The organism is Marinimicrobium sp. UBA4509 (assembly GCF_002388575.1).
GTDB classification, from domain to species: Bacteria; Pseudomonadota; Gammaproteobacteria; order Pseudomonadales; family Cellvibrionaceae; genus Marinimicrobium; species Marinimicrobium koreense.
Genome location: NZ_DGMV01000063.1, coordinates 15994 through 37743 on the forward strand (window position 1 = coordinate 15994; position 21750 = coordinate 37743).

The 21750-nt window shown below is 60.5% G+C and carries 26 protein-coding genes; 16 read left to right on the plus strand and 10 right to left on the minus strand.

The window, feature by feature from the left end; translation table 11 throughout:
- Nucleotides 1-53: 53 nt before the first annotated feature.
- The 3 genes from sppA to wrbA are packed head-to-tail and all read right to left on the minus strand — an operon-like array spanning nt 54 to nt 3024.
- A complete protein-coding gene (sppA, locus tag B3520_RS12375) occupies nt 54-1937 on the minus strand; it encodes a signal peptide peptidase SppA (protein WP_286804403.1) in 1884 nt (627 codons plus the stop codon).
- Nucleotides 1938-1991: 54 nt separating this feature from the next.
- Nucleotides 1992-2396, minus strand: a complete 405-nt coding sequence (locus B3520_RS12380) for a DUF2069 domain-containing protein (protein ID WP_081665899.1) — start codon at nt 2394-2396, stop codon at nt 1992-1994.
- Nucleotides 2397-2400: 4 nt separating this feature from the next.
- Nucleotides 2401-3024, minus strand: coding sequence for an NAD(P)H:quinone oxidoreductase (wrbA, locus tag B3520_RS12385; RefSeq protein ID WP_286804404.1), 624 nt, complete (start codon nt 3022-3024; stop codon nt 2401-2403).
- A 115-nt stretch (nt 3025-3139) separates the two neighbouring features.
- Between wrbA and B3520_RS12390 the strand changes: the two genes are divergently transcribed.
- Both B3520_RS12390 and B3520_RS12395 read left to right on the plus strand, forming a co-directional pair.
- Nucleotides 3140-4453, plus strand: coding sequence for a YihY family inner membrane protein (locus B3520_RS12390; protein WP_286804405.1), 1314 nt, complete (start codon nt 3140-3142; stop codon nt 4451-4453).
- A gap of 7 nt (nt 4454-4460) precedes the next feature.
- Entirely contained in the window at nt 4461-5720 is a 1260-nt protein-coding gene (locus B3520_RS12395) for a valine--pyruvate transaminase (RefSeq protein WP_286804406.1), read from the plus strand.
- Between the two features lie 8 nt (nt 5721-5728).
- On the opposite strand, the gene B3520_RS12400 is transcribed toward B3520_RS12395, so the two are convergent.
- Nucleotides 5729-6565: an HDOD domain-containing protein gene (locus tag B3520_RS12400; protein WP_286804407.1), complete on the minus strand. Its 837-nt coding sequence runs from the start codon at nt 6563-6565 to the stop codon at nt 5729-5731.
- A 71-nt stretch (nt 6566-6636) separates the two neighbouring features.
- Nucleotides 6637-7563, minus strand: a complete 927-nt coding sequence (locus B3520_RS12405; protein ID WP_286804408.1) for a YgfZ/GcvT domain-containing protein — start codon at nt 7561-7563, stop codon at nt 6637-6639.
- A gap of 278 nt (nt 7564-7841) precedes the next feature.
- Here B3520_RS12405 and B3520_RS12410 point away from each other — a divergent pair, with 278 nt between their 5' ends.
- Both B3520_RS12410 and B3520_RS12415 read left to right on the plus strand, forming a co-directional pair.
- A complete protein-coding gene (locus B3520_RS12410) occupies nt 7842-8051 on the plus strand; it encodes a succinate dehydrogenase assembly factor 2 (protein WP_286804425.1) in 210 nt (69 codons plus the stop codon).
- A complete protein-coding gene (locus B3520_RS12415) occupies nt 8017-8487 on the plus strand; it encodes a protein YgfX (protein WP_286876171.1) in 471 nt (156 codons plus the stop codon). Before B3520_RS12410 ends, B3520_RS12415 begins: the two co-directional genes overlap by 35 nt.
- Nucleotides 8488-8517: 30 nt before the next feature.
- Here the strand turns inward: B3520_RS12415 and nadB are convergent, their stop codons facing one another.
- A complete protein-coding gene (gene nadB / locus B3520_RS12420) occupies nt 8518-10140 on the minus strand; it encodes an L-aspartate oxidase (protein WP_286876173.1) in 1623 nt (540 codons plus the stop codon).
- 385 nt (nt 10141-10525) lie between these two features.
- Between nadB and rpoE the strand changes: the two genes are divergently transcribed.
- From rpoE to arfB, 5 genes are all read left to right on the plus strand, one after another.
- The gene (rpoE, locus tag B3520_RS12425; RefSeq protein WP_024460621.1) at nt 10526-11116 is read left to right on the plus strand and encodes an RNA polymerase sigma factor RpoE; all 591 of its coding nucleotides are present in this window, start codon (nt 10526-10528) and stop codon (nt 11114-11116) included.
- 137 nt (nt 11117-11253) lie between these two features.
- Entirely contained in the window at nt 11254-11940 is a 687-nt protein-coding gene (locus tag B3520_RS12430; RefSeq protein WP_286804412.1) for a sigma-E factor negative regulatory protein, read from the plus strand.
- A gap of 9 nt (nt 11941-11949) precedes the next feature.
- Complete coding sequence (locus tag B3520_RS12435) at nt 11950-12897, plus strand: MucB/RseB C-terminal domain-containing protein (protein ID WP_286804426.1); 948 nt, start codon at nt 11950-11952, stop codon at nt 12895-12897.
- Nucleotides 12894-13355 (plus strand): SoxR reducing system RseC family protein, encoded by a 462-nt coding sequence (locus B3520_RS12440; protein ID WP_123637727.1) that lies wholly within the window; start codon nt 12894-12896, stop codon nt 13353-13355. Before B3520_RS12435 ends, B3520_RS12440 begins: the two co-directional genes overlap by 4 nt.
- Before the next feature lie 45 nt (nt 13356-13400).
- Complete coding sequence (arfB, locus tag B3520_RS12445) at nt 13401-13790, plus strand: alternative ribosome rescue aminoacyl-tRNA hydrolase ArfB (RefSeq protein WP_286804427.1); 390 nt, start codon at nt 13401-13403, stop codon at nt 13788-13790.
- A gap of 40 nt (nt 13791-13830) precedes the next feature.
- On the opposite strand, the gene B3520_RS12450 is transcribed toward arfB, so the two are convergent.
- Together B3520_RS12450 and B3520_RS12455 are read right to left on the minus strand one after the other, a co-directional pair.
- The gene (locus tag B3520_RS12450; protein ID WP_286804413.1) at nt 13831-14904 is read right to left on the minus strand and encodes an MJ1255/VC2487 family glycosyltransferase; all 1074 of its coding nucleotides are present in this window, start codon (nt 14902-14904) and stop codon (nt 13831-13833) included.
- Nucleotides 14901-15452, minus strand: a complete 552-nt coding sequence (locus B3520_RS12455) for a phosphatase PAP2 family protein (protein WP_286804414.1) — start codon at nt 15450-15452, stop codon at nt 14901-14903. Before B3520_RS12455 ends, B3520_RS12450 begins: the two co-directional genes overlap by 4 nt.
- Before the next feature lie 162 nt (nt 15453-15614).
- Between B3520_RS12455 and B3520_RS12460 the strand changes: the two genes are divergently transcribed.
- The 7 genes from B3520_RS12460 to B3520_RS12490 all read left to right on the plus strand — a co-directional run bounded on the left by B3520_RS12460 (nt 15615) and on the right by B3520_RS12490 (nt 20490).
- Nucleotides 15615-15986, plus strand: coding sequence for a diacylglycerol kinase (locus B3520_RS12460; protein WP_024460614.1), 372 nt, complete (start codon nt 15615-15617; stop codon nt 15984-15986).
- Between the two features lie 97 nt (nt 15987-16083).
- Nucleotides 16084-17403 (plus strand): hypothetical protein, encoded by a 1320-nt coding sequence (locus B3520_RS12465; protein WP_024460613.1) that lies wholly within the window; start codon nt 16084-16086, stop codon nt 17401-17403.
- On the plus strand, nt 17351-18082 hold the full coding sequence (locus B3520_RS12470) for an OmpA family protein (RefSeq protein WP_286804415.1): 732 nt from the start codon (nt 17351-17353) through the stop codon (nt 18080-18082). The genes B3520_RS12465 and B3520_RS12470 overlap by 53 nt, the downstream gene beginning before the upstream one ends.
- Nucleotides 18079-18618 (plus strand): hypothetical protein, encoded by a 540-nt coding sequence (locus tag B3520_RS12475; RefSeq protein WP_286804416.1) that lies wholly within the window; start codon nt 18079-18081, stop codon nt 18616-18618. The genes B3520_RS12470 and B3520_RS12475 overlap by 4 nt, the downstream gene beginning before the upstream one ends.
- Before the next feature lie 110 nt (nt 18619-18728).
- Entirely contained in the window at nt 18729-19046 is a 318-nt protein-coding gene (locus B3520_RS12480) for a BolA/IbaG family iron-sulfur metabolism protein (RefSeq protein ID WP_286804417.1), read from the plus strand.
- A gap of 107 nt (nt 19047-19153) precedes the next feature.
- Nucleotides 19154-20101 carry a rhodanese-related sulfurtransferase gene (locus B3520_RS12485; RefSeq protein WP_286804418.1) on the plus strand — a complete coding sequence of 316 codons (948 nt, stop codon included), beginning with the start codon at nt 19154-19156 and terminating at the stop codon, nt 20099-20101.
- A 44-nt stretch (nt 20102-20145) separates the two neighbouring features.
- The gene (locus tag B3520_RS12490) at nt 20146-20490 is read left to right on the plus strand and encodes a hypothetical protein (protein WP_286804419.1); all 345 of its coding nucleotides are present in this window, start codon (nt 20146-20148) and stop codon (nt 20488-20490) included.
- Here B3520_RS12490 and B3520_RS12495 read toward each other — a convergent pair.
- Together B3520_RS12495 and B3520_RS12500 are read right to left on the minus strand one after the other, a co-directional pair.
- Entirely contained in the window at nt 20487-21008 is a 522-nt protein-coding gene (locus B3520_RS12495) for a hypothetical protein (protein WP_286804420.1), read from the minus strand. The two genes, B3520_RS12490 and B3520_RS12495, sit on opposite strands and share 4 nt — an antisense overlap.
- A 159-nt stretch (nt 21009-21167) precedes the next feature.
- On the minus strand, nt 21168-21750 hold a 583-nt coding region (locus B3520_RS12500), incomplete at its 5' end, for a glycosyltransferase (RefSeq protein WP_286876175.1).

A 21750-nucleotide genomic window follows, 5' to 3' on the forward strand; every position in this document is an offset into this window, starting at 1 on the left:
CGTAGGGCGGATAAGGCTGAAAGCCGCATCCGCCGTTACTCAACGCTATACCGCTAAGGCGCCAGACACTCCACACAGCGTGCGTAAACCGCGCGCGGATCATCAAGTTCGCTCAACATCCGCAGAGGTTCCAGCAGCGGCGCGAGCTGGCTCTTCAGCTTCGGCGTCAACCACTTCGGTCCAGATACCTGCGGTACCCAGGCGCTGACGGCGCTGCCGCTGAGCTGCTTGAGAAACTGCTCGTAGGGCGCCAGCGGGCGGGTGATTTGACGTACCTCGTAGTCGTCCAGCTCAGCGTGCTCTGCGGCGGCGGCGAGGGTCTCTTCCAGGCTGCCCAGTCGGTCGACCAGCCCCAATTCCTGAGCGGTGGCCCCTGTCCAGACGCGGCCCTGACCCAACTGATCCACCCGCTCGGGGGTCAGCCCCCGGGCCTCGGCGACCAGGTCGATAAATTGCTGGTAGATGTGATTCACCGTCTGCTGGATGATCCGGTTGGCCTGAGGTGTGAGCGTGCGATCCAGGCGCATGGAACCGGCCAGGGGCGTGGTGCCCACACCGTCGACATGAATGCCGATTTTCTCGAGACTGTCCTCAAAAGTCGGCAATGCTCCGAACACGCCGATGGAGCCGGTCAGCGTGGTGGGCGTCGCCCAGATTTCGTCGGCGCCCGCGGCCATCCAGTAGCCCCCGGAGGCGGCCATGCTGCCCATGGAGACCAATACCGGCATACCCTCCGCCCGCAGCGCGGCGATTTCGGAGCGAATGACTTCTGAGGCGTAGGCACTGCCACCACCGCTGTCGATGCGGATAACAAGTGCTTTGATGTTCGGGTCATCTTGAACCTGCTGCAGCCGCTGCAGAAAGCTGTCGCTGCCAATACTGCCTTCGGGTTGTTCGCCAGTGGAGATGGTGCCGGAGGCGACGATCAGACCGACGCGGTCGTTCGCGGGACTGGGGGACTGGCGGCGGACATCGGCCAAAAACGTCCGGTGGCCTACGCCGTTGTAATGATCGCCGTAGTCGCTGTGACCGAAGCGTTCGGTCAGCAATTGCTGACGCTCTCGGTGGCTCAGAATCCCGTCGATCAGTTGAGACTCCAGGGCCAGTTGCGCGCTGTCACCGCCCACCGAGGCCAGTTGAACATCCATGTTGCGGATGTAGTCATTGACGGCGCCGCTGGGTAATTGGCGCAGTGCTTCCACCCGGCTGGTGTACACGCCCCAGAGTTGGTTTAGCCACTCGCTGTTGTGCTCCCGGGACTCGGGCGACATGTCATCCCGGGTATAGGGCTCGATAAAGTCTTTGTATTTGCCGACCCGGAAGACGTGGAAGTTCACGGACAGCTTGTCCATGGCACTTTTGAAATAGTTGCGGTAGTTGGCGTAGCCGGTTAGCAGTACCGAGCCCATCGGATCCAGGTATATCTCATCGGCGTAGCTCGCCAGGTAGTACTGCTCCTGGGTGTACAGGCTGCCCAGGGCGATGATTGGCTTGTCACTGTCCTTGAACCGCTGCAGGGCGGCGCCGACTTCTTCGAGCTTGCTGATTCCGCCGCCCAGAAGTCCGTCCAGCTCCAACACCAGGCCGCTGACTCTCGGATCCGTGCGCCCGGCATCGATGGCCTGAATCAGTGGACGAATCGGCGTTTCCATAGGGGCGTCATCACTGCCGCTGAGAAGCATGTTTACGGGATCAACGTAGCTTTCCTCATCCACCAGATAACCGGTCGGCGCCAGAGTCAGGGCAAATTCGTCCGGCAAGACCAGGGGCTCCTTGGGGAGAAAAGCGAGTACCACGAACAGCAACACCAGAAGAAAAATCAGGTTGCCCAATGCCACCCGCAACCAACTGATGCTTCGTCCGATGAAGCCGAAAAACCGGCGAATGAACCCGCGGCGCTTGCGGGCGGGAGGGGGAGTCTGGTCGTCGTAGTTCACGGTGTCGGTCCTTTCGATCCTGGGGTATGAGCGGTTGTGGTTATCAAGGGGCAGTCAGTGGCGATTTTCCCAGAGCCACCATTGTTGGCGCCAGCGGCTGGCCATCATGGCACTGGAAAACAGTATCACGGTCAGCGCCACTGCCAGGTAGTCGCGCCAGTAGGCCAGTGGCGAGAGTGTGTTGGTCACGGCCCAGGTAAAATACAGCAGTACCACAAAGCACAGCCAGCTGTAGGTCCGATGATAGCCACGCTTCAGCCCCGGCGCAAAGATCAGCAGCGGAACCACCTGCACAATCCATAGCGGCCAGTTGGGCTCGGCCTTGAACAGCGTCAGGAGGGTGAACATCAGGAGCAGTCCCGAGTAGGTGGCCAGCACCAGGGCGCGGGCAATCGACAGTTTACGCTTGATGTGTTGCGCCTGTTCGGTATTTTCCGGGGGCTTGGGAGCCATTCCCATACAATCAATCTCCGCTTGCGGTCGGGGTGTCGTCAGCTCGGGGGCCGCGCAGCGCCCATTGCGCCATGCGCTGCCCGAGGGTCTGACACAGAGTGGTTTCGTGTTCGCTCAGGGTGGTTGCTTCGGCGCCCTCGGCCCAGTGGGACGGACCGTACGGCGTGCCGCCACTGCGGGTGTGGGTGAGTGCCGGCTCGCTGTAGGGCTGGCCCATCAATACCATGCCATGATGCAGCAGCGGTAGCATCATCGACAGCAGCGTGCTTTCCTGACCGCCATGCAGGGTCGAGGTGGAGGTGAACACCGCAGCGGGCTTGTCAATCAGGTCCCCATTGACCCAAAGGCCACTGGTGCTATCCAGAAAGTATTTGAGCGGTGCGGCCATATTGCCAAAACGCGTCGGGCTGCCCAGCAATAAACCGGCGCAGTGGCGCAGGTCGTCCAGCGTCGCATAGGGCGCCCCTTCGGTGGGCACGGCCGGCTCGCTCGCCTGTGTGTCGGCAGAGACCGGCGGTACCGTGCGCAACCGGGCTTCAATACCTTGTACGCGTCTCACGCCTCGCGCCAGTTGTTGTGCCATGGCGGCGACCGAACCGGTTCGGCTGTAATAGAGAATCAGAACGTAGGGCATAGGGGGACCTGTCCGGGCTTGAGACGATGGGGGTTGTGGTACAGTGTAATCATACGCTCCCTTCAATACGGTACCTGGTCTTCGCGCCCAGGTTTTACAACAGGAAATGCCGATTATGCGGGACTTGTTCAACGCGGAAAATCGTCGCCACTATCTGCGCCTGACATGGCAGTTTTTGCAGATGATCGGGCAGCAACTGAAAGACACCGACTGCCAGAAAAGCGCCGCGCAACTGACCTACGTCACTCTGTTTGCCCTGGTGCCCCTGATGACGGTCACCTACTCCATGTTCTCCGCCATTCCGGCCTTCCAGGGGTTGGGCGAACAAGTCCAGGATCTGATCTTTGCCAATATGGTACCTGAAACCGGCCAGGAGTTGCTCGGTCATCTGCGGGAATTCTCGCAACAGGCACGCCGTCTGACCATTGTGGGGGTCGTGTTTCTGGTGGCCTCCGCCTATTTCATGCTGGCCAATATCGAGAAAAACTTCAATTCGGTGTGGGGCATTGTGCGCGGCCGCCGGGGCATTTCCAAGTTCCTGCTCTACTGGGCGGTGCTCAGCCTCGGACCACTGTTGCTCGGCGTCGGCCTGGCCATGAGCACCTACCTGGCGTCCTTGCGGCTGTTCATGGATGGCTATGAGGCGCTTGGGTTGATCACCTGGATCTTTGAGTTCACTCCCTGGTTGCTGACCTCGGCGACCTTCACCCTGCTGTTTGCCGCGGTGCCCAACTGTCGGGTACCCATCCGCCATGCATTGATCGGCGGGGTTGTGACCGGACTGGTTTTTGAGCTGCTCAAGGCGGTGTTTGGCGTTATTGTCGCCAACTCCGCACTCAGCTCCATTTACGGTGCCTTTGCCATTGTTCCGCTGTTTCTGCTGTGGGTAAACCTGACCTGGATTGTGATTTTGGCCGGCGCCGTGCTGGTCCATACCATCGGCGTTTACCAGATCGCGCTGCGTGACCGGGGCTACCCGGATCTGGTGGCGGCCATGGTGGTATTGTGGCATTTCTATCGCCGCAGTCTCGACGGGCGGGGGCTGGAAGACAGTGAACTGCTGCAGCTTGGCCTGGCTTCAGACCAGTGGCAGCGAATTCGTATGGCCCTGCAGAGAGAACACTGGATCGCGGTGACCAATCAGGGGGACTTCGTCCTCTGCCGGGATTTGCACCGCCGCCGCATCCGGGAGCTGGGCCCGCTGTTGAGGCTGCCCAAAGTTCTGCCCGACCCCTGTCTCGACCTGGACAAATTGCCCTGGTACCCCGAATTGCACGAGCGTCTGAAGCGTATTGAGGGGTTCTCCGGGGAGCAACTGGATATGACCTTCGCGGAACTGTTCGACGCGGCTATGGAAAAAGAGACCGCCGATAAGAATCGGGAGGCCCGTCTTTCCGAGCATCCTGCGTCCCGTGCGAGCGGAATCTGAGCGACTTATGAAGCTGTCCCGATTTGGTGAAAAAGTGGCGGGTGATGCCGGTATTGTCACCTTGATGGATGACCTGGGCGAAGCGCTCCGGGTCAATCCCGAGATGATTTTCATGGGCGGTGGTAATCCCGCATCGATCCCCGAGGTGGAGGCATCGCTGAGCAGCGCCCTGCAGGGGGTGATGGACGACCCCGGCGTTCGACGCCCGATGCTCGGTGTGTACCAGCCCCCTCAGGGAGATCCGGAGTTTCTCGATTCGCTGGCCGGGGAGCTGCGTCGCACCTGCGGTTGGTCGGTCACCCGAGAGAACCTCGCGGTGGCCAATGGCAGCCAGTCGGCGTTCTTCGTGTTGTTCAATCTGTTGGCCGGGGAGGGGAGTGACGGCGTCTACCGTAAGGTGCAGTTGCCCCTGGTGCCCGAGTATCTGGGCTATGCGGATGTCGGCCTGGCCCCGTCGCTGTTTCGTGCGAACCGGCCTGCCATCGAATTGCTACCCGAGGGACTGTTCAAGTATCACATCGACTTTGAGCGATTGACCCTGGAGGAGGATCTTGGCGCCCTGTGCCTGTCACGGCCGACCAACCCGACCGGGAACCTGGTGACCGAAGATGAGCTGAATCACCTTGATGCCCTGGCTCGGGAGCGCGATCTGCCGCTGATTCTGGATGTGGCGTACGGGGCGCCTTTTCCCGACATTGTTTACCCGTCCACGCGCCCCTTCTGGAATGACAACACCATACTGGTGCTGAGCCTGTCCAAGCTGGGGTTGCCCGGGGCGCGCACGGGCATTGTCGTTGCCCGACCGGAGATCATTCAGGCCTTTGCCCGGGCCAATACGGTATTGAGCCTTGCCAGCGGCAACCTGGGGCCGGCGTTGGCGCAACAGCTGCTGGTAAGGGGTGAGCTCTTTCGGTTGGGGCCCGAGGTCATTCGGCCGTTCTATCACCAGCGGATGCAGTCGGCTCTGGCGGTATTTCAGCGCGAGCTGACCGGCCTGCCGGTTCGTATTCATCGCCCCGAGGGTGCGTTCTTTTTGTGGCTCTGGTTTGAAGGGCTACCCATTTCCAGCATGGCATTGTACGAGCGCCTCAAGGCACGGGGTGTGCTGGTGGTGCCCGGTGAGCACTTCTTTCCGGGGCTGGAGGAGCCGTGGGGGCATCGGCAGGAATGTCTACGCGTGACTTACTGTCAGGCCCCGGAGCGGGTTGCCGAAGGAGCCAAAATACTGGGCGATGAGGTGCGCCGCCTCTATAGTGACGGCGCCTGATCGGCGACTTATTGCAGCGCCATCATGGCGGCCGCCATTTCGTCGCTCAGGTCTTCCGCTTCGGCTGACTGCATGTCCGGGTCCATACCGAGTCGCTCGAACGCGGTGACGCTATGGTAGTCCATCTCGCCCAGGGCGGAGCCGTCGCCCATATGGCTCTGAAGTAGCGCAACCGTGACCAGGTCGGCGTAGTCGGCGGTGTCGGCCTTGCGGGCGAATTTCATGTGCCGGCTGGGCACGTGAATCAGCTCGTCGGGGAATTCCCAGGCTTTCAGGATCATGTCTCCCAGCGGGCCCTGCAGTTCGTCGATCACCCGGTCCAGGGTGAGGCTGTCGGTCAACAAGGAGGGATGCTCCTCGGCGTAGGTCAGGATGGGCAGAACGCCGATCTTATGAATCAGGCCCGCCAGGGTCGCCTTGTCTGGCTGTAGCTTGGTGTAGTGCCGGCACAGCACATGGCAGATACCGGCCACTTCGCTTGAGCGCATCCACACATCCCGCAACCGGCTGTCCACCAGATCCGAGGTGGCCTGGAACATCTGCTCCATGGCCAGACCGGTGGCCAGGTTGCAGGTATATTCCATGCCCAGTCGGCTCAGGGCGGTTTTCAGATCTTCGATGTGGCGGTTGGCCCTGAGCAGGGGGCTGTTTGCCACCCGGATGATGCGGGCGCTCAGGGCGGCGTCGTTGCCGATTACCTTGGCCAGTTGATCCAGGCTGGCGTCCGGGTCGTCAGCCACTTCCCGGACCTGGAGGGCGACTTCGGGCAGGGTGGGCAGGACCAGTTGATCGTTTTTGATGGCACTGATGATTTCGTCTCGGACGCGCTCAACAACATGACTCATGGGGCTTCCTGTTTCCGGTCTTCAGGGTTTTCATGGGCCGCCAGCTTTCTCGGGCGGCCAACCATTGGAGTTTATTCGACAGTATAGGGTAATGATAGCGGTTCGGCCGGGAAAGTGTGGTCGATCTGGATTTCTCCCTCCAGAGCGCTGTCTTCGACCACGGCAAGGCACTCACAGGTGCCGGGCCCGCTCGGGGCGGCCGTAACCAGCTCACCGACTTTCTTCCCGTCGCCATTGTGCAGTAGCGTTCCCGGCAGTAGGGCGTCGGGATCGCTGCAGGCAGCGCTCAACCGCCGCATGCGTTGCTTGAGTTTCCCTTTGTAGTGCAGTCGCGCGACGATTTCCTGGCCGGTGAAGCAACCTTTGCGGAAGCTGACGCCGCCGATCTGGGTAAAATTCAACAGTTGCGGGGTGAACAGTCCCTGCGTCTGCGGCAGCACCTCACCCAGGCCCGCGCGGATATCCAGCAGCCGCCACTGGGTATCACCGGCCGTCGGCTGGCCGAAGTGTCGGTCGAGGATTTCGGCCTGCGCCACGGTCAGCCAGCACTCGTAGCGCTGCTCGTCGAGCGTGACAATAAAGCCCCCGTCGTGCGCCACCCACTGGCCCGGCTCAGGAGCTGGCTCAATCAAGGCCCCGGCCAGCTGTTCACGGGCATCGGGGCCGCACAGGCCGCGTAACCGGTAATGGCCGGTTTCGTCGGACAGCTCGGCCTTGGAAAAGACAATGTATTTTCCCAGAGAGGCGGTGGTGGCCTCCACCATGGAGCGCGGTAGGCGCAGCAGCACCTGCTCTTCACCGGTGGCCAGGGCGCGAAAGCTCACCTGCATCCGGCCTTTCGGGTCGCAGTGCGCCCCCAGTCGGCTTTCGCCCGGCGTCAACTCCCGAATGTCACAGGTGACCTGCCCCTGGAGAAAGGCCTTGGCCTGGGGACCGGTGACGGCCATCAGGGTCCAGTCGGACAGAGTCAGCCAGTCGGTGGAGGTTGCCGTCTGCATGGGTAGAGCGCTCCCGTGGTTGCGATTCGAACGTGATTGGCCTGCGCTACTGGGCGATAGAGCCGATCACCGAGGGCGCATGATAGAACGATACGTCGGTGGCTCCAAGCCCGGCAAGCGCCCGAGTGCGAGTCACGCTTCGAGGTCCGGGCCAGGGCGGGCAATCTCCGGCCTTGCGTCGTTCATAGAGTTCCGGTGCGATGATATACTGCGGCCCTTGTTGCTAACGGGAGATGTCTGTGGAACGCAACCGTCTATTCTGGGGCAGTCGCCGCGGTATGCTGGAGCTGGATCTGATCCTGCTGCCCTTTCTGGAAAACGTGTATCCCGGCCTTGAGCAGGCGGACAAAGAGCGCTACTGGAAGTTGCTCGAGTCCGAGGATCAGGAGATGTTCGCCTGGTTTCTGCACCGCCAGGATCCCGAGGACACTGAACTGAAAAGGATTGTCGACATTGTCCGGGCCAATACCGGAATCAACGCCCGCTAACCGCCGGTTGGCGCCCATCCGCCTGCAGCCGTCGCGCTGGTTGCGGCGCCTGCACCGGTGTCTGTTACTCGCTCTGGCGGTACTGCCCTGGCTCGCTTTTGTGGGGCATTCCGGTGTCTCCATAGGGTGTCTGATGGTCCTGTGCCTGTTCAATGCGCTGCTGGTCTGTGAGTGGTGGCGTACCGGCCGACGTTCTGAACCGACGGTTTTGGCCTATGAAGCCGGTGCCTGGACGCTTGAGGGAGCATCCGGGGTGGTTACGGTGGTCCCCTGCGGTGAATGGCTGATATGGCCCTGGCTTCAGGTGGTGCGTTTTCGTGAAGGCAACTGGCTGCGAGTGCACACCCTGGTGATTCTGCCGGACAGTGCCAGTGCTGACGACCGTCGGCGCCTTCGGGTGTGGTTGCGGATGGGGCGTTGGCATGAGGGACGCTGATCGCGAGCGGTCAGCGTCCCTCCGATCACACTATTCTTTGTTCACAATCACATTTTGGCCGGCGTAATTCATCGGCACCAGAATGGTGTCCCGCGCAATGGGTGAGCGCTCCGGATAGTCGAGGGAAAAGTGCAGCCCGCGGCTCTCCCGGCGAGCGCTGGCCGAGCGGATGATCAGCTCGGCGACCATGGCCAGGTTGCGCAATTCAATCAGATCGCTGCTGACCTTGTAGTTACTGTAGTACTCGGCGATTTCCCGCTGGAGCAGTTTGATGCGGTGGGTCGCCCGCTGCAGGCGTTTCTGGGTGCGCACGATGCCCACGTAGTCCCACATGAAACGGCGCAACTCGTCCCAGTTGTGGGAGATGATCACATCCTCGTCGGAGTTGGTGACCCGGGATTCGTCCCAGGCGGGGGAGACTTCGGGGGCGTCGATCCGGGGCAGGTTCTCACCGATGTGCTCTGCGGCGGACTGGGCGTACACAATGCACTCCAGCAGTGAGTTGCTCGCCATGCGGTTGGCACCGTGCAGGCCGGTAAACGATGTCTCCCCGATCGCGTAGAGGTTGAGCAGGTCGGTCTGCCCGTGGTGATCCACCATGATTCCCCCGCAGGTGTAGTGGGCCGCCGGTACCACGGGGATCGGCTCTTTGGTGATGTCGATACCGAATTCCAGACAGCGGGCTTTGACCGTCGGGAAATGTTCGCTGATGAACTCGGCCGGCTTGTGGCTGATATCCAGATAGAGGCAGTCGCAGCCGAGGCGCTTCATTTCATGGTCGATGGCCCGGGCCACAATGTCGCGCGGCGCCAGTTCGGCGCGCTCGTCGAACCGGGTCATGAAGCGTTCGCCACTGGGCAGGCGCAGATAGGCGCCTTCACCACGCAGCGCTTCGGTAATCAGAAAGGTTTTGGCCCGGGGGTGGTAGAGGCATGTCGGGTGAAACTGGTTGAACTCCATGTTGGCGACCCGGCAGCCCGCCCGCCAGGCCATGGCAATGCCGTCACCACTGGCGCTGTCGGGGTTGCTGGTGTACAGATAGACCTTGCTGGCGCCCCCGGTGGCCAGTACCACCACGCGGGACTGAAACACATGCACATGGTCGTCGCGCCGGTTGAGCGCATAGGCGCCGGTGCAGCGCAGTTTGGGTGAGCCTTTGTCGGCCTGGGTGATCAGGTTGAGGGCGACATGGTCCTCAAACAGTTCGATATTGGGTTCGGCGCGCACCCGGTCGATCAGGGTGCTGTGCACGGCTTCACCGGTGGCGTCGGCACTGTGAATGATGCGCCGGTGGCTGTGGCCGCCCTCCTGGGTCAGGTGGTAACCGCCGTTGCTGCCTTCCCGGGTAAAGTTGACGCCCTGATCAATCAGCCAGCGAATGGCCCCCTTGCTGCGCTCAACGGTAAACCGGACCGCGTCTTCATGGCAGAGGCCTCCGCCGGCATTGAGTGTATCGCTGACATGGGCTTCGATGGAATCGTCGTCGTCCAGAACCGCTGCAATGCCGCCTTGGGCAAACCAGGTCGAGCCCTCGTTGACGGCATTTTTACTCAGCACATGAACCCTTCCGTGCCGGGCCAGTTGCAATGCCAGTGTCAGACCGGCGGCACCGGATCCGATAACGAGAATATCGCTGCTAAAGTGGTTGCTCATTCAGTGTGTACCTGTCCTGCCAAGGGGCGATGCCCGGTAGGGCCATTTACGTCGTCGGGCGCGCTCCGGGATCATCGTTCTGCGGTACGGATGCGGCCTGGGCCGACCGTAACGTTAGAGGTAGATGGTATAAACCCGTATAATAGCAAGGCTCGTGGCCAGTGTCTTAGAGATCATTGGGTAATATGAGACGCAGCACTTATGAACTTTTTGTCGGGCCTTTGGTCAGTGGGGCACCGGTAGTGACCGGGTGGCCACCTACCATAGCAACGAGGCGTGCTCGCAGTTGCGGGCTGACAGAGGCAAACCACAGAAGTGGCAAACAACAACAGATGAATGACACTGGAGTCCGGTTGTGGGCTCCGGGTCGCTTGGGGGTTATGGGATGACAGCGCACGCCGCGCAGGACACCGATCAACAGCTGGTCGAGCGAGTACAGAAGGGCGATAAGCGCGCCTTCGATCTGTTGGTCATCAAGTACCAGCACAAAATTTATGCCATTATCGGGCGCTATATCCGCGATCAGGCGGAAGTGCAGGATGTGGCTCAAGAGGCGTTCATCAAGGCCTATCGGGCTCTGGCCAAGTTCCGGGGCGACAGCGCCTTTTACACCTGGTTGTACCGGATTGCCATCAACACAGCGAAGAACCACCTGGTGGCGCGCAATCGGCGCCCCCCGGCCAGCGATGTTGAAGTGGACGATGCCGAGTTTTATACCGGCAGCGAGGCTCTGAAGGATATCGAGAGTCCGGAGCGCAGCCTGATGCGCGATGAGCTCCAGGCCGTGGTGGACAAGGCAATACGGGACCTGCCGGAAGATCTGCGCACCGCGGTGACACTGCGGGAGATGGAGGGGCTGAGCTATGAGGACATCGCTCATATCATGGATTGTCCGGTTGGTACCGTGAGATCCCGGATATTCCGGGCTCGCGAAGCCATCGATCGGTGCATCGAACCGCTGGTGGCAGAGTCGTAAATGTTTGTTAAGATTTTTTTGGATTTCGGCTGAACCTTTGGGGGAGAGCCCAGTCTCACCCAATGAAGGCCCGGGGTTGGAAGCATTCAGCAGTGCTTCAGCCACTATTGATATCGCTTGATGAAGGTACATGCGCGATGACTGAACAGAGCAATCACTCCCTGAATGAGTCACTGTCGGCACTGGTCGATGGTGAAGCGTCTCCGCTGGAAGTACGTCGTTTACTGAAAGCCGGCGCTGACGACTCAGCGGATTCGGAGTTGAACGCACGCTGGTCCCGTTACCAGCTGGCGGGCTCGGTAATGCGACGTGAGCTGGAAGTCATGGCGCCTTCGGGCTTTGCGGACCGGATCAGTGAGGCGCTCGCCGACGAGGCGGCGCCGGCGGCCGGACACCGTCATTGGTGGCAGCGCGTCGGACAGGTCGCGGTAGCCGCCTCGGTGGCCGGGGCGGTATTGATCGGGGTCCAGCAGTACCCGGGTATGGAGGCTGACAACACCATAGCCGGCACCTCGCCTGCCGAGAGCGGCAGTGCCGAGAGCGATATCGGCCGTTCCGAGCCGGTGTCTCTGCCTGCGGGTTATCAGGCACCGTCCCTGCCCATGGCCCGTACCGCCAGCGCGGAAAGCGGCTATGACCCGGTGCAGCGCCCCTCCAGAGAAGTCATTTTTGTGCCGGTGCGCGCCGAATCCGGTCAGATCCCCGCCGAGGAAATCCGCGCCTACCTGAACCAGTTGATGCAGGCCCACAGTGATCACGCCGCGCGCAACAGCAATCAGGGTGTTCTGCCTTTTGCTCGGGTGACCAATCAAGACGAGGAGTAAAGCGCCGTGATGGGGCGACTGCTGGCAAGCCTGGTGTTGCTATCCGCAGGCTGGGCGGCTCAGGCAGACCGTCCAGCTCAAGCAGACAGTCCAGATCCGCTGAGCCTGCTCCAGAGCATGGCTCGTGCCGGGCAGAACCTGAATTACCGGGGCTCTTTCACCTATGAGCATCGCAATGCCATGGAGAGCTTCCGGGTATACCGCTGGTCAGACGGTGAGCGGGTCGTGGAGCGGCTCGAGTATCTGAACGGTCCCGCTGGTACCGCCCAACAACTGAATGGTATGGCCGGATGTCAGACAACCGGTTACCGCCTGCTCAACGCCGATGTGTCCCCCAAAGCGGTCGCTCGCCTTGACCGCTACTACCAGTTGACCGTCCGAGGTTCCGACCGGGTGGCCGGTCGAGAGACCTATACCCTTGAGGTACGCCCCAGGGATCAGCTTCGCTATGGCTATCTGCTGGGGGTGGACCGGGACACCGGGCTGCTGCTCAAGGCGCTGTTGGTCGATGAACAGCAGCGGTTGCTGGAGCGCTTCCAGTTCGTGGATCTGGACATCAACCCCGATGTCGAACCCCTGCGGGAAGAGGTCGGATCCTGGCCTGAAGATCGCACCGACTGCCTGGATGCCGAGGCGGGTCAGCCGACCCGATGGAGCCTGAATTGGCTGCCCCCAGGGTTTGCCTATTCCGGGGAAAAGCGTCTTCCGAATGGCATTGATATGTTAATGTATACCGACGGTCTGGCCAGTTTTTCGGTATTCCTGCAGCCGGTGGCCAACTCCTCGGAGATTGCCGGGCGTGCCCATCGAGGGGCCACGTCGGCATTCATGGGGCAGCTGGCAACGGACAATCAGCAGTACCGAGTGACCGTGGTGGGCGAGATCCCCGGCGCCGTCGCTGAGCAACTGGCCCAAGGCATAACTCCTTTGTCCGGGACCCGTGAGGTAACACCATGATTTCCGAAACCGGCCGCATTGTCGCCATTGAAACCGATGGACTCTGGGTGGAAACCATCCAGCGCTCCACCTGTGGTAGCTGCGCGGCGGAAAAAGGTTGTGGTCAGAGCCTGATGGCGCGGCTCATGGGACATACCAGTTACCTGTGGGTGCTTCTGGAAGGACGGGATCCGGCGGATTACCGCATTGATCAGGAAATCCAGATTGGGGTACCCGAAAGTGTTGTGGTCAACGGCTCCCTGTTTGTCTATCTCACACCGCTGTTTGGCATGTTGGCCGGTGCCGGCGTGGCCCAGCAGCTCTGGGCATCCGATGGCCTGAGCGCCATTGGCGCCCTGGTCGGCCTGCTGGCCGGTGGCGCATTGGTCCGCTGGCGTGCCCATCAGACCCGATACGATCGTCGCCTGCAGCCGGTGCTGCTCGACGATCGGCAACCGGTCACCCTGATTCCCTCCTGAACCCTATCCCTGCAAGAGAGAGATCGCGTTTTGCCCCCTTCCCTGATGATTCCGGAGCACGAAGTCGAATTGACGGCCATTCGCGCCCAGGGGGCGGGGGGTCAGAATGTCAACAAGGTCAACAGCGCGGTGCACCTGCGTTTTGATGTTCAGGCGTCTTCGCTGCCCGAAGCGGTCAAGGAGCGTCTGCTGCAGATGCGCGACCAGCGGATCACCGCAGACGGTGTTCTGGTGCTCAAAGCCCAGCGCTTCAGAACCTGGGAGAAAAACCGGGCCGATGCGCTGGAGCGGTTGGCGGAGCTGATTGCCAAAGCCAGCCACCGACCCAAGCCCCGGCGGCCCACTCGCCCCTCCAAGGCCGCGCGGCAAAAACGGATGGATCGAAAAACCCAGCGCGGCGCGATCAAACGCAATCGCGGCAAAGTCGACCTCTGATTTTTGACCTCTGACCGTTGAACCGCCACCGACACCCTGTTCAGGGCTGAACGGTGGCGGACGCACGCTCCAGATTGACCTTGGCTTCCGGCTCCGGCACCTGTCGCCAGAGCTCATCCCGCAACTGCGCAAACGCCGGTTTCCGATCATTGAGCAGCCAGCGTGCCAGCGCCTGGGCAACGTTGGGGTAATCCACCGGTCGGGCACGCGGCATGGCCAGCCAGTCGCCAATGGCCTTTTCGGTCAATACCTGGGCCACGGCACCATAACCGAGTTGGCTCAAGGCGAACGCATTCGACTGTTGCTCCATCTGACCGACCACGGGCTGCACCAGCAGCTTTTTGCCCAGCTGAATGGCCTCACTGGGCAGCTCGAAACCCGCGCTGCAAATGACCCCCTCGACCCGGTGCAGATCGGCCTGAAAGCCTTCCCGGGAAAAGGGCCGGATCTGGATGTGGCCCTCGTCGATGGGTTTCGGTACCGGCTGATAGACGTAGAAGCGGGTGTCCGGAAACGCGCGTAGCTGAGGCACTATGTCCTCGGGCTGAGCGAAGGGCAGATACACCAGATACTCTTTGGCGTGGCACTCGTTGGGGTACTGCGAGGGCTCAATCAGCGGTGGCAGGATCGGCTGGTTGAAGTGGTGCCAGTGCAGACCGATGGCGTGCTCTACCGGCGCGAACTGCCGCATGAAGGCCCGTACAAACAGGTTTTCGCCCCGCTTCGGAATCTGGTGCATAAACGCACATTGGTGGGAAATGCCGATGCTGGGCAGCCCGGCTCGGCGCGCCGCCCAGGCGGTTACCGGTTCGAAATCATTGATCAGCAGATCGTAGCCGCTGACATCCAGCGAGCGGATATCCCTGTAAAGGGTGCGCAGGTGGCTGCTGAGTATGGTTCGAGGATAGTTTACCCGCCCGTGCTCAGTGACAAAGGTCAGACCGCGAAAGCATCGGTACGAGCCGAAAGTGTCCATGTCGAAATAGTCTTCGGGCGCCCGCCCGGAAAAGACCCAGTCTACTTCGACTCCCTCCTCCTTGAGTGCTCTTGCCATGATTCGCGCGCGGGTGGTGTGGCCATTACCCGTGCCCTGAACACCGTACAGTATCTTCATAAAACGCCTGTGGTTGGCCAGATTATCGAGGAGGCATAGAGCCCCGTCATTGCCGCTCCGGATCCCAGCAAGGCCCCGGCGGCGATATCGCTGGGGTAGTGCACACCCAGCAACACCCGGCTGGCGCCAATCATGCTGGCCCACAGATAGCAGGGCAGGGCAAAAGCCGGATAAAAGCTGGTAACCAGCGCGGCAAACAGAAAGGCGGCGGCGGTATGCCCCGAGGGGAAGCTGAACTGGTCCGAGGGAGTGATCCAGGCCTCGTAGAAATCAATTTTCATGGCGGGCCGGTCTCGCTTGATGGCATTTTTAAGCCAAAGGTAGAGACTGATATCCAGCGCGTAGGCCAGTATGCCCGCCAGGATAAACGCCTGGCCGTGCTCCGGCTCGAGCAGCGCCAGTGCCAGGGAGCCCAGAATATACAGGTGGCCGTCCCCGGTTCTCGAAATCCAGCGAACCGATTTGCGGTAAGGGAAGCGCTTGGTGACGTGTAGCCACAGAAAAGCGAGAGTATCCAGCCGATGCACGCGTTCAAAGAGACTGTTCATAGGTCACCGCCTTGGTTGGGTCTTGGGACTTCAGCCGCCGACAGCGTATTGATAGCACTCCATTGTGAATCTTCCATGACAGTGAACGGCCGGGATTTCCATCGCCGCAACAATCCGTTAACGTACGCGGCATTGGCGATCATCCAGGAGTGTTACCACCTTATGCCCAAACCCGGAAAAACCGGTTTACGCCGGATTGTTGATGCCTTTGGGTACTCCATGCACGGCTTTGCCGCGGCCTGGCGCTTCGAGGCGGCGTTCCGTCAGGAGGTCCTGTTGGCGGTTATCCTGCTACCGGCCTCGCTCTGGCTGGGGACGACCCTAATGGAGCGGTTGCTGCTGGTGGCCAGTGTGTTCTGGGTCATCATGGCGGAGTTGGCGAACTCGGCGATTGAGGCGGCGATTGATCGCACGGGAGATGAAATGCATGTGCTTGCGGGTCGCGCCAAGGATATGGGCTCGGCACTGGTGCTGGTCAGTCTGATCCTGCTGGCCATCATCTGGGTCAGCGTGGGAGCGGCGCGGTTTCTCTGAGAGGAGCGGGAGTGCTCGGCAGTGGTCGACCGTGGGGCGAATAGGCTACACTCGGGGCCGACGTTAACGCCGAGACGGCATACAGACTCAGGCCTCTATGGACTTCTTGCTCGAATTCTCAACCCTGTCACTGGTTTTGATGGCATTGATCGTACTGATGACGGTCTATTTCATCGGGCCGGGCTACTCTTCCCAAAGTGCGGTACACGCCCCGACCATTCTCACCAGTACGGGTATTTTCGGTACCTTTATCGGGGTGGCGCTGGGGCTGCTGGAATTTGACACGACGGATATCCAGTCCAGCGTTCCGGGGTTGATTGAGGGGCTTCAGACCGCCTTCTGGACCTCCATCGCCGGCCTGTTGGGCGCCTTGTTGGTCAAGTTCCGTCATTTGACTACCACGCTGCGCCAGCATCGGCGCCAGTCCAGTTACGAGGCGGCCACGGTCGATGATCTGGCCAACCTGCTATCCGATATTCACCAATCCCTGTCCGACCCCGATGCCGGTGGTCTGAACGCTGCTGTGCAGGGCTTGCGCCAGCAACAGCAGGACGAAATCCGGGGGCTGAAGCAGTCTCTGGAGCAGTATCAGGCCGATATGACCGAGGCCAACACTCAGGCGCTGATTCGCGCGCTGGAAACCGTGCTGACCGACTTCAATGCCCAGATCGACGTTCAGTACGGCGAAAACTTCAAGAAGCTCAATGAAGCGGTGGGTAATATGCTGCTCTGGCAGCAGAACTACAAAACCGAACTGCAGGAGCTTCTGGTGACTCAGAAGTCCAATGGTGAGCTGCTCGACAAGGCCAGCCGGGCGTATGAGAAAGTGGTCACCCACTCCGAGGTGTTCAATCAGGTATCCGAGTCTCTCGGCGGGCTGATGGAAGCGCTGCAGGCGCAGGCCCAGGGGTTGGATCAGTATCTGTCCCAGCTATCGACGGTGGCTGAAAAGGCTGCGGCGGGTCTTCCCTCTCTGGAGGGACGGGTGGATGCGCTCACGGATCAGCTGGCGGACAGCGTGACCCGCAACCAACAGCAACTGAGCCAGGTGCTGGATGAAGCCTCCCGGGCCCTGAGGGATACCTCGGCGGAAGTGCATCGCAACCTGGCCGACAGTCTGACTCAATCCCAGAACGGTATGCACCAACAGGTGGAAGCCCTGGTGGACCGTACCGGCAGTCAGTTGGAGGAGCTTGATAAGGCACTGGAGCGCGAACTGACCAAGGCGCTGACCACCTTTGGCTATCAATTGACCTCACTGTCCGAGAAATTCGTCAACGACTATTCACCGCTGACCGACAAGTTGCGCGCCCTGGTTCAGGCCAGCGGCGCGGTTACTGATTCCAATGGCCCCGATACCACTCATGACTCAGCGTCCCAATCAGCAAAATCCGCTCGCACCCCGGCCCAACCATGATGTAGAGCACGAGGAGCACTGGGTCTCCGTCAGTGATCTGATGGGGGGACTGATGATGGTGTTCCTTTTGATTGCCGTGGTCTATATGGTTCAGCTCGAGATCGAGAGCCGTAAAATTCGCGATGTGGCGGTGCTCTACGACCGCCTGAAGACCCAGCTGTACGACGATCTTCAGGAAGAGTTCGGAGACGACCTGCCGCGCTGGGGAGCCGAACTCAACCGGGATCTCAGCCTGCGCTTTTACGACACCGAAGTGCTCTTTCCCCAGGGGGAAGACACCCTGCGTCCCGCGTTTGAGGCGATATTGTCCGACTTCTTCCCGCGCTACCTGGCGATCATCACCTCCCCCAAGTACCGGGACGACATTCTGGAGGTGCGGATTGAAGGCCACACCTCCAGCGACTGGGGTAACCTGCCGGAGCGGGAAGCCTACATTCGCAATATGGCGCTGTCCCAGGCTCGAACCCGCACAACCCTGGCCTACCTGCTCAGCCTGCCGGACGTGGAGCCGGAGCGGGCCTGGATCAAGGCGCATCTGACCGCCAATGGACTGTCCTCCTCCAAGGTGGTGACCCGAAACGGCCAGGAGGACGAAATCCGCTCCCGCCGGGTTGAGTTCCGGTTGCGCACCGATGCGGAATCCCGTATCGAAGGGTTGCTTACCGAGGAACGCTCGTGAAGCTGCCGGACTTTCTGGAGTTTGAGCCGTTCAACCGCATGCGGGCGTCTCTCGGGGCGGAGCAATTGGGGGCATTCGAGTTTTTTGATCCTCAGCTGCATCTCACCGCCCGGGAACGGGAAGAGCTCCTCACGGGCCTGACACTGGGCTGGTCGGCCTTACGATGCCTGCACGATTATACGCTGGCGTATAAAAACAGCCGGGTTCTGGTGTGGGGGCAGGCGCCGGGAGAGAGTTGGGCGGCGCCGGGGTACCACCTGGCGTACTGTCGGACGCTGCAACAGTTGCGCCGCCAGCAGCCGGATCTGCGGCTGGCGGTGGCCACCCGGTTACCCGAGCCGGACCCCTGGCCCTGGCGGGTGTGCCCGGAGTGCCTGCAGCAACTACAGTTTCGCGGCTTTGACGCCGCGCGAGCCCGGCATCGGGACTACAGCGAACGGGTGTTGGAGGCCTTCGATCTGGCGGATTTTTTCCGTGACTACCCGGTCTATCCCATCACGTCCGAGGTATTGCGAGCGCTGGACGTCGTCGCCTGATGGATATGGTGTCTGGACGGTGCATGGCGGTCAATTGTTTTTTTGAGGGATGAATTAACACAGTGTAGTCGGCAATCGGTAAAATGCCGACAAAATTTGTGGAGTAGTGTATGAAACCGGTAGAAGCGTCTATTAACCGTGCTTTGACAGAGGCCTTCGAGCCCCTCCATCTGGAGGTGCTCAATGAAAGCCACCAGCATAATGTGCCCCCCGGATCGGAGAGTCATTTCAAGGTCGTGTTGGTCTCTGGGGCCTTTGTTGGCAAGCGGCAGGTGCAGCGTCATCAGGCGGTTTATGGGGCGCTCGCCGAGCAGCTACGAGGTCCGGTCCATGCCCTGGCGCTGCACACCTACAGCCCAGAGGAGTGGCGCGACGCGAATCAGGTACCGGGCTCGCCTCCCTGCCTGGGCGGTGGCGCGAAGTCCTGAAATCCGGTGAATTGACCCGTCAATTCACCGGTTGAAGCTGGTTGTTCAAAATTTAAGCGTTTATAATGCGCGCTTTCTGTCAGTTCCCCGAGGTTTATTGTCTTCCCATGAGTGCTTTTGTTGTCGCTGCCCTGTATAAATTTGCCTCTCTGCCTGACTTCCAGGAGATCAGTGATCCCCTGCGGGAGCGCTGCGTGGCGCTGGGTCTGAAAGGCACGCTGCTGCTGGCCCATGAAGGCATCAACGGCACGGTTGCCGGCTCCCGGGAGGGCATCGATGGCCTGCTGGACTACCTGCGCTCGGACCCGCGACTGGCGGATCTGGAGCACAAGGAGTCTCCAAGCGATGAGCAGCCGTTTTACCGTATGAAGGTCAAACTGAAAAAGGAAATCGTGACCATGGGGGTGGAGGGTATTGACCCTCGCCAGAGCGTGGGCACTTACGTGCCGCCGAGCGACTGGAACGCGCTGATCTCCGACCCCGAGGTACTCGTTATCGATACCCGTAACCACTACGAGTATGCGATCGGGAGCTTTGAGCGGGCGCTTGACCCGGAGACCGAGACATTCCGCGAATTCCCCCAGTACGTGCAGGATAACCTCGACCCGTCGCGCTACAAGAAAGTGGCCATGTTCTGCACGGGCGGCATTCGGTGCGAGAAGGCCACCGCGTATATGAAAGCCCAGGGCTTTGATGAGGTTTACCACCTGCAGGGCGGTATCCTCAAATACCTGGAGGAAGTCCCCGAGGAAGAGAGCCTCTGGCGGGGTGAGTGCTTTGTGTTTGATAACCGCGTCGCGGTCAATCACCGCCTTGAGCCCGGCAGCTATGATCAGTGTCACGGCTGTCGTCACCCGATCACGGAAGAAGACAAGCAGGCGCCGGAGTATATGAAAGGCGTCAGTTGTCCGCGTTGTTACCACCAACTGACGGACGACCAGAAGGCCCGCTTCGCTGAGCGGCAGAAACAGATTGAACTGGCGCGTCAGCGCAACGAGGCCCATATTGGTGCCGCGCCGCCGGCGCGCCAGCGTCGGGCCGCCACCAAATCGTGATCTGGAAGGGCGCCGCTGCCACTTCCCTCAACGGAGATTGACCCATGGAATCCCTGGATTACCAAACATGGACCCTGGATCTGGCCCGAGGCCGGGCGGAGCACCCGAGTGGTTTCAGCCTGGAAGTGGAGGGGGATGTACGCAACCCCTCCGGCGTCGCGCCGGCAAACTATCCGCAAGGGTTGAGCTTTGCCGATCAGGCGCGCCTGCTACGATCGGGTATGGAGGCGCTGGCTGCTGCCGCCAACGGCTCGGATGCTGGCTCCCAGAAGCGCTCTACCGTCGTTAACAGTCGTGCCCGTCGGGCGGAAGAAAGTGCCAAACAGTTTGCTGAGCAGCGCAAGGACCGCCCCGCGCGGCCCAAGCTGTCGCTTAAAAAAAGGGATTAACGAATTACCAGTTGACCACGCAGTTGCAGATCGGTCCGGTGGTTGTCGACCACCATAAACAACTGATCCATCCGCACACCCGCCATTTCCGCCTGACTGGCGGGTGCGTGAACACCGCCTCCGCTGGTGACCAGACGGTCGAGTTCCGCAGTGGTTGAATCGATGGCCGTCAGAATATTCTGGGTGGTGGCTTCATCGCGGAATACCCGTCCCTGATCGGTCAGGGCCAGATACTGATCACACTCCTCAAGCCATTGCTTGCGCTGCTTCAGGAAGTTGCTGATGTTGCGCATTCCTCCTTTATGGCCGGTGGTCAGCTTCTCATCCCGATAGCTTTGCAGGCTCTCCCGCGCGCGTAAAAGAAACGCGACGCTGGTGTCCTGACAGTAGGACGCCGTGAGGTAACTGGGGAATTTGACACCGTGCTCTTCCATGGCCGCCTCGCGCTTGCAGGTTTCATCGCAGGCCTGGCTGGGTAGGCACACCAGAAGACTGAGTAGAATAAATAGTTTTTTCATAGTCGCGCCAGTGGTTTGTTATGAATTTTGTACAGCGTAGTGCCTTGTATATGACATTTTGGCGACACCGTCAACGGTAGGCCACTCAACCCACCTTTGTTATTAGAAATCAGTCTAGATAACGGAAACTTATAAGTTTTTGCTGTAAAGAAAGTGCCTCTACCACTCTGAATGGTTTTTATGTTGATGGTGGGCAGCCATCAGCCAACTGTAAATCCCTTTCACGTTGCGCGCAAATGCGTCGGTGGAATATTGCTGTGCAAACGATTGTGCCTGCCGGGAAAGACGATCACGGTGCATGTCATCCTCGATCAGTTGGCGGGCCCGCTGGCACCAGACCTCCAGATTATCGGGCGTTTTATAGCCGTTTTCATCCTCCCGGACCACATCATCAATGCCGCTGGAGCGCACCGCGACAACGGGCAGGGACGCGGCCATGGCCTCCAGGATGACCATTCCCTGGGTTTCCGATTTGGAAGCGAAGACAAAGAGATCGCCCAGGCGGTAGTAAGTGGCCATGTCCTCCGGGGCGATCGCGCCCACCAGCGTGATATGGTCGGCCAGTGCCTCTTGTTCGATTCGCTGTTGCAGGCGGTGGCGTTCATGCCCGTCGCCGATCATCAATAAATGAAAGGGCGTTCTGGTCTGGTCTTTGAGCCGAGCCACCGCATCCAGCAGAAAATCGATGTTCTTTTCCGTCGACAATCGGGACACGCTGATCAGAACCCGCTTTCCTTCCAGA

Coding starts and splice junctions, on each gene's coding strand:
- B3520_RS12450 (WP_286804413.1), bottom strand. CDS start 14,904: ATGAAGATACTGTACGGTGTTCAGGGCACGGGTAATGGCCACACCACC.
- B3520_RS12460 (WP_024460614.1), top strand. CDS start 15,615: ATGCCCAAACCCGGAAAAACCGGTTTACGCCGGATTGTTGATGCCTTT.
- B3520_RS12480 (WP_286804417.1), top strand. CDS start 18,729: ATGAAACCGGTAGAAGCGTCTATTAACCGTGCTTTGACAGAGGCCTTC.
- B3520_RS12490 (WP_286804419.1), top strand. CDS start 20,146: ATGGAATCCCTGGATTACCAAACATGGACCCTGGATCTGGCCCGAGGC.
- B3520_RS12380 (WP_081665899.1), bottom strand. CDS start 2,396: ATGGGAATGGCTCCCAAGCCCCCGGAAAATACCGAACAGGCGCAACAC.
- B3520_RS12395 (WP_286804406.1), top strand. CDS start 4,461: ATGAAGCTGTCCCGATTTGGTGAAAAAGTGGCGGGTGATGCCGGTATT.
- B3520_RS12495 (WP_286804420.1), bottom strand. CDS start 21,008: ATGAAAAAACTATTTATTCTACTCAGTCTTCTGGTGTGCCTACCCAGC.
- B3520_RS12440 (WP_123637727.1), top strand. CDS start 12,894: ATGATTTCCGAAACCGGCCGCATTGTCGCCATTGAAACCGATGGACTC.
- rpoE (WP_024460621.1), top strand. CDS start 10,526: ATGACAGCGCACGCCGCGCAGGACACCGATCAACAGCTGGTCGAGCGA.
- arfB (WP_286804427.1), top strand. CDS start 13,401: ATGATTCCGGAGCACGAAGTCGAATTGACGGCCATTCGCGCCCAGGGG.
- B3520_RS12390 (WP_286804405.1), top strand. CDS start 3,140: ATGCGGGACTTGTTCAACGCGGAAAATCGTCGCCACTATCTGCGCCTG.
- B3520_RS12435 (WP_286804426.1), top strand. CDS start 11,950: ATGGGGCGACTGCTGGCAAGCCTGGTGTTGCTATCCGCAGGCTGGGCG.
- B3520_RS12405 (WP_286804408.1), bottom strand. CDS start 7,563: ATGCAGACGGCAACCTCCACCGACTGGCTGACTCTGTCCGACTGGACC.
- B3520_RS12430 (WP_286804412.1), top strand. CDS start 11,254: ATGACTGAACAGAGCAATCACTCCCTGAATGAGTCACTGTCGGCACTG.
- B3520_RS12465 (WP_024460613.1), top strand. CDS start 16,084: ATGGACTTCTTGCTCGAATTCTCAACCCTGTCACTGGTTTTGATGGCA.
- B3520_RS12455 (WP_286804414.1), bottom strand. CDS start 15,452: ATGAACAGTCTCTTTGAACGCGTGCATCGGCTGGATACTCTCGCTTTT.
- wrbA (WP_286804404.1), bottom strand. CDS start 3,024: ATGCCCTACGTTCTGATTCTCTATTACAGCCGAACCGGTTCGGTCGCC.
- B3520_RS12485 (WP_286804418.1), top strand. CDS start 19,154: ATGAGTGCTTTTGTTGTCGCTGCCCTGTATAAATTTGCCTCTCTGCCT.
- B3520_RS12470 (WP_286804415.1), top strand. CDS start 17,351: ATGACTCAGCGTCCCAATCAGCAAAATCCGCTCGCACCCCGGCCCAAC.
- B3520_RS12400 (WP_286804407.1), bottom strand. CDS start 6,565: ATGAGTCATGTTGTTGAGCGCGTCCGAGACGAAATCATCAGTGCCATC.
- nadB (WP_286876173.1), bottom strand. CDS start 10,140: ATGAGCAACCACTTTAGCAGCGATATTCTCGTTATCGGATCCGGTGCC.
- B3520_RS12410 (WP_286804425.1), top strand. CDS start 7,842: ATGCTGGAGCTGGATCTGATCCTGCTGCCCTTTCTGGAAAACGTGTAT.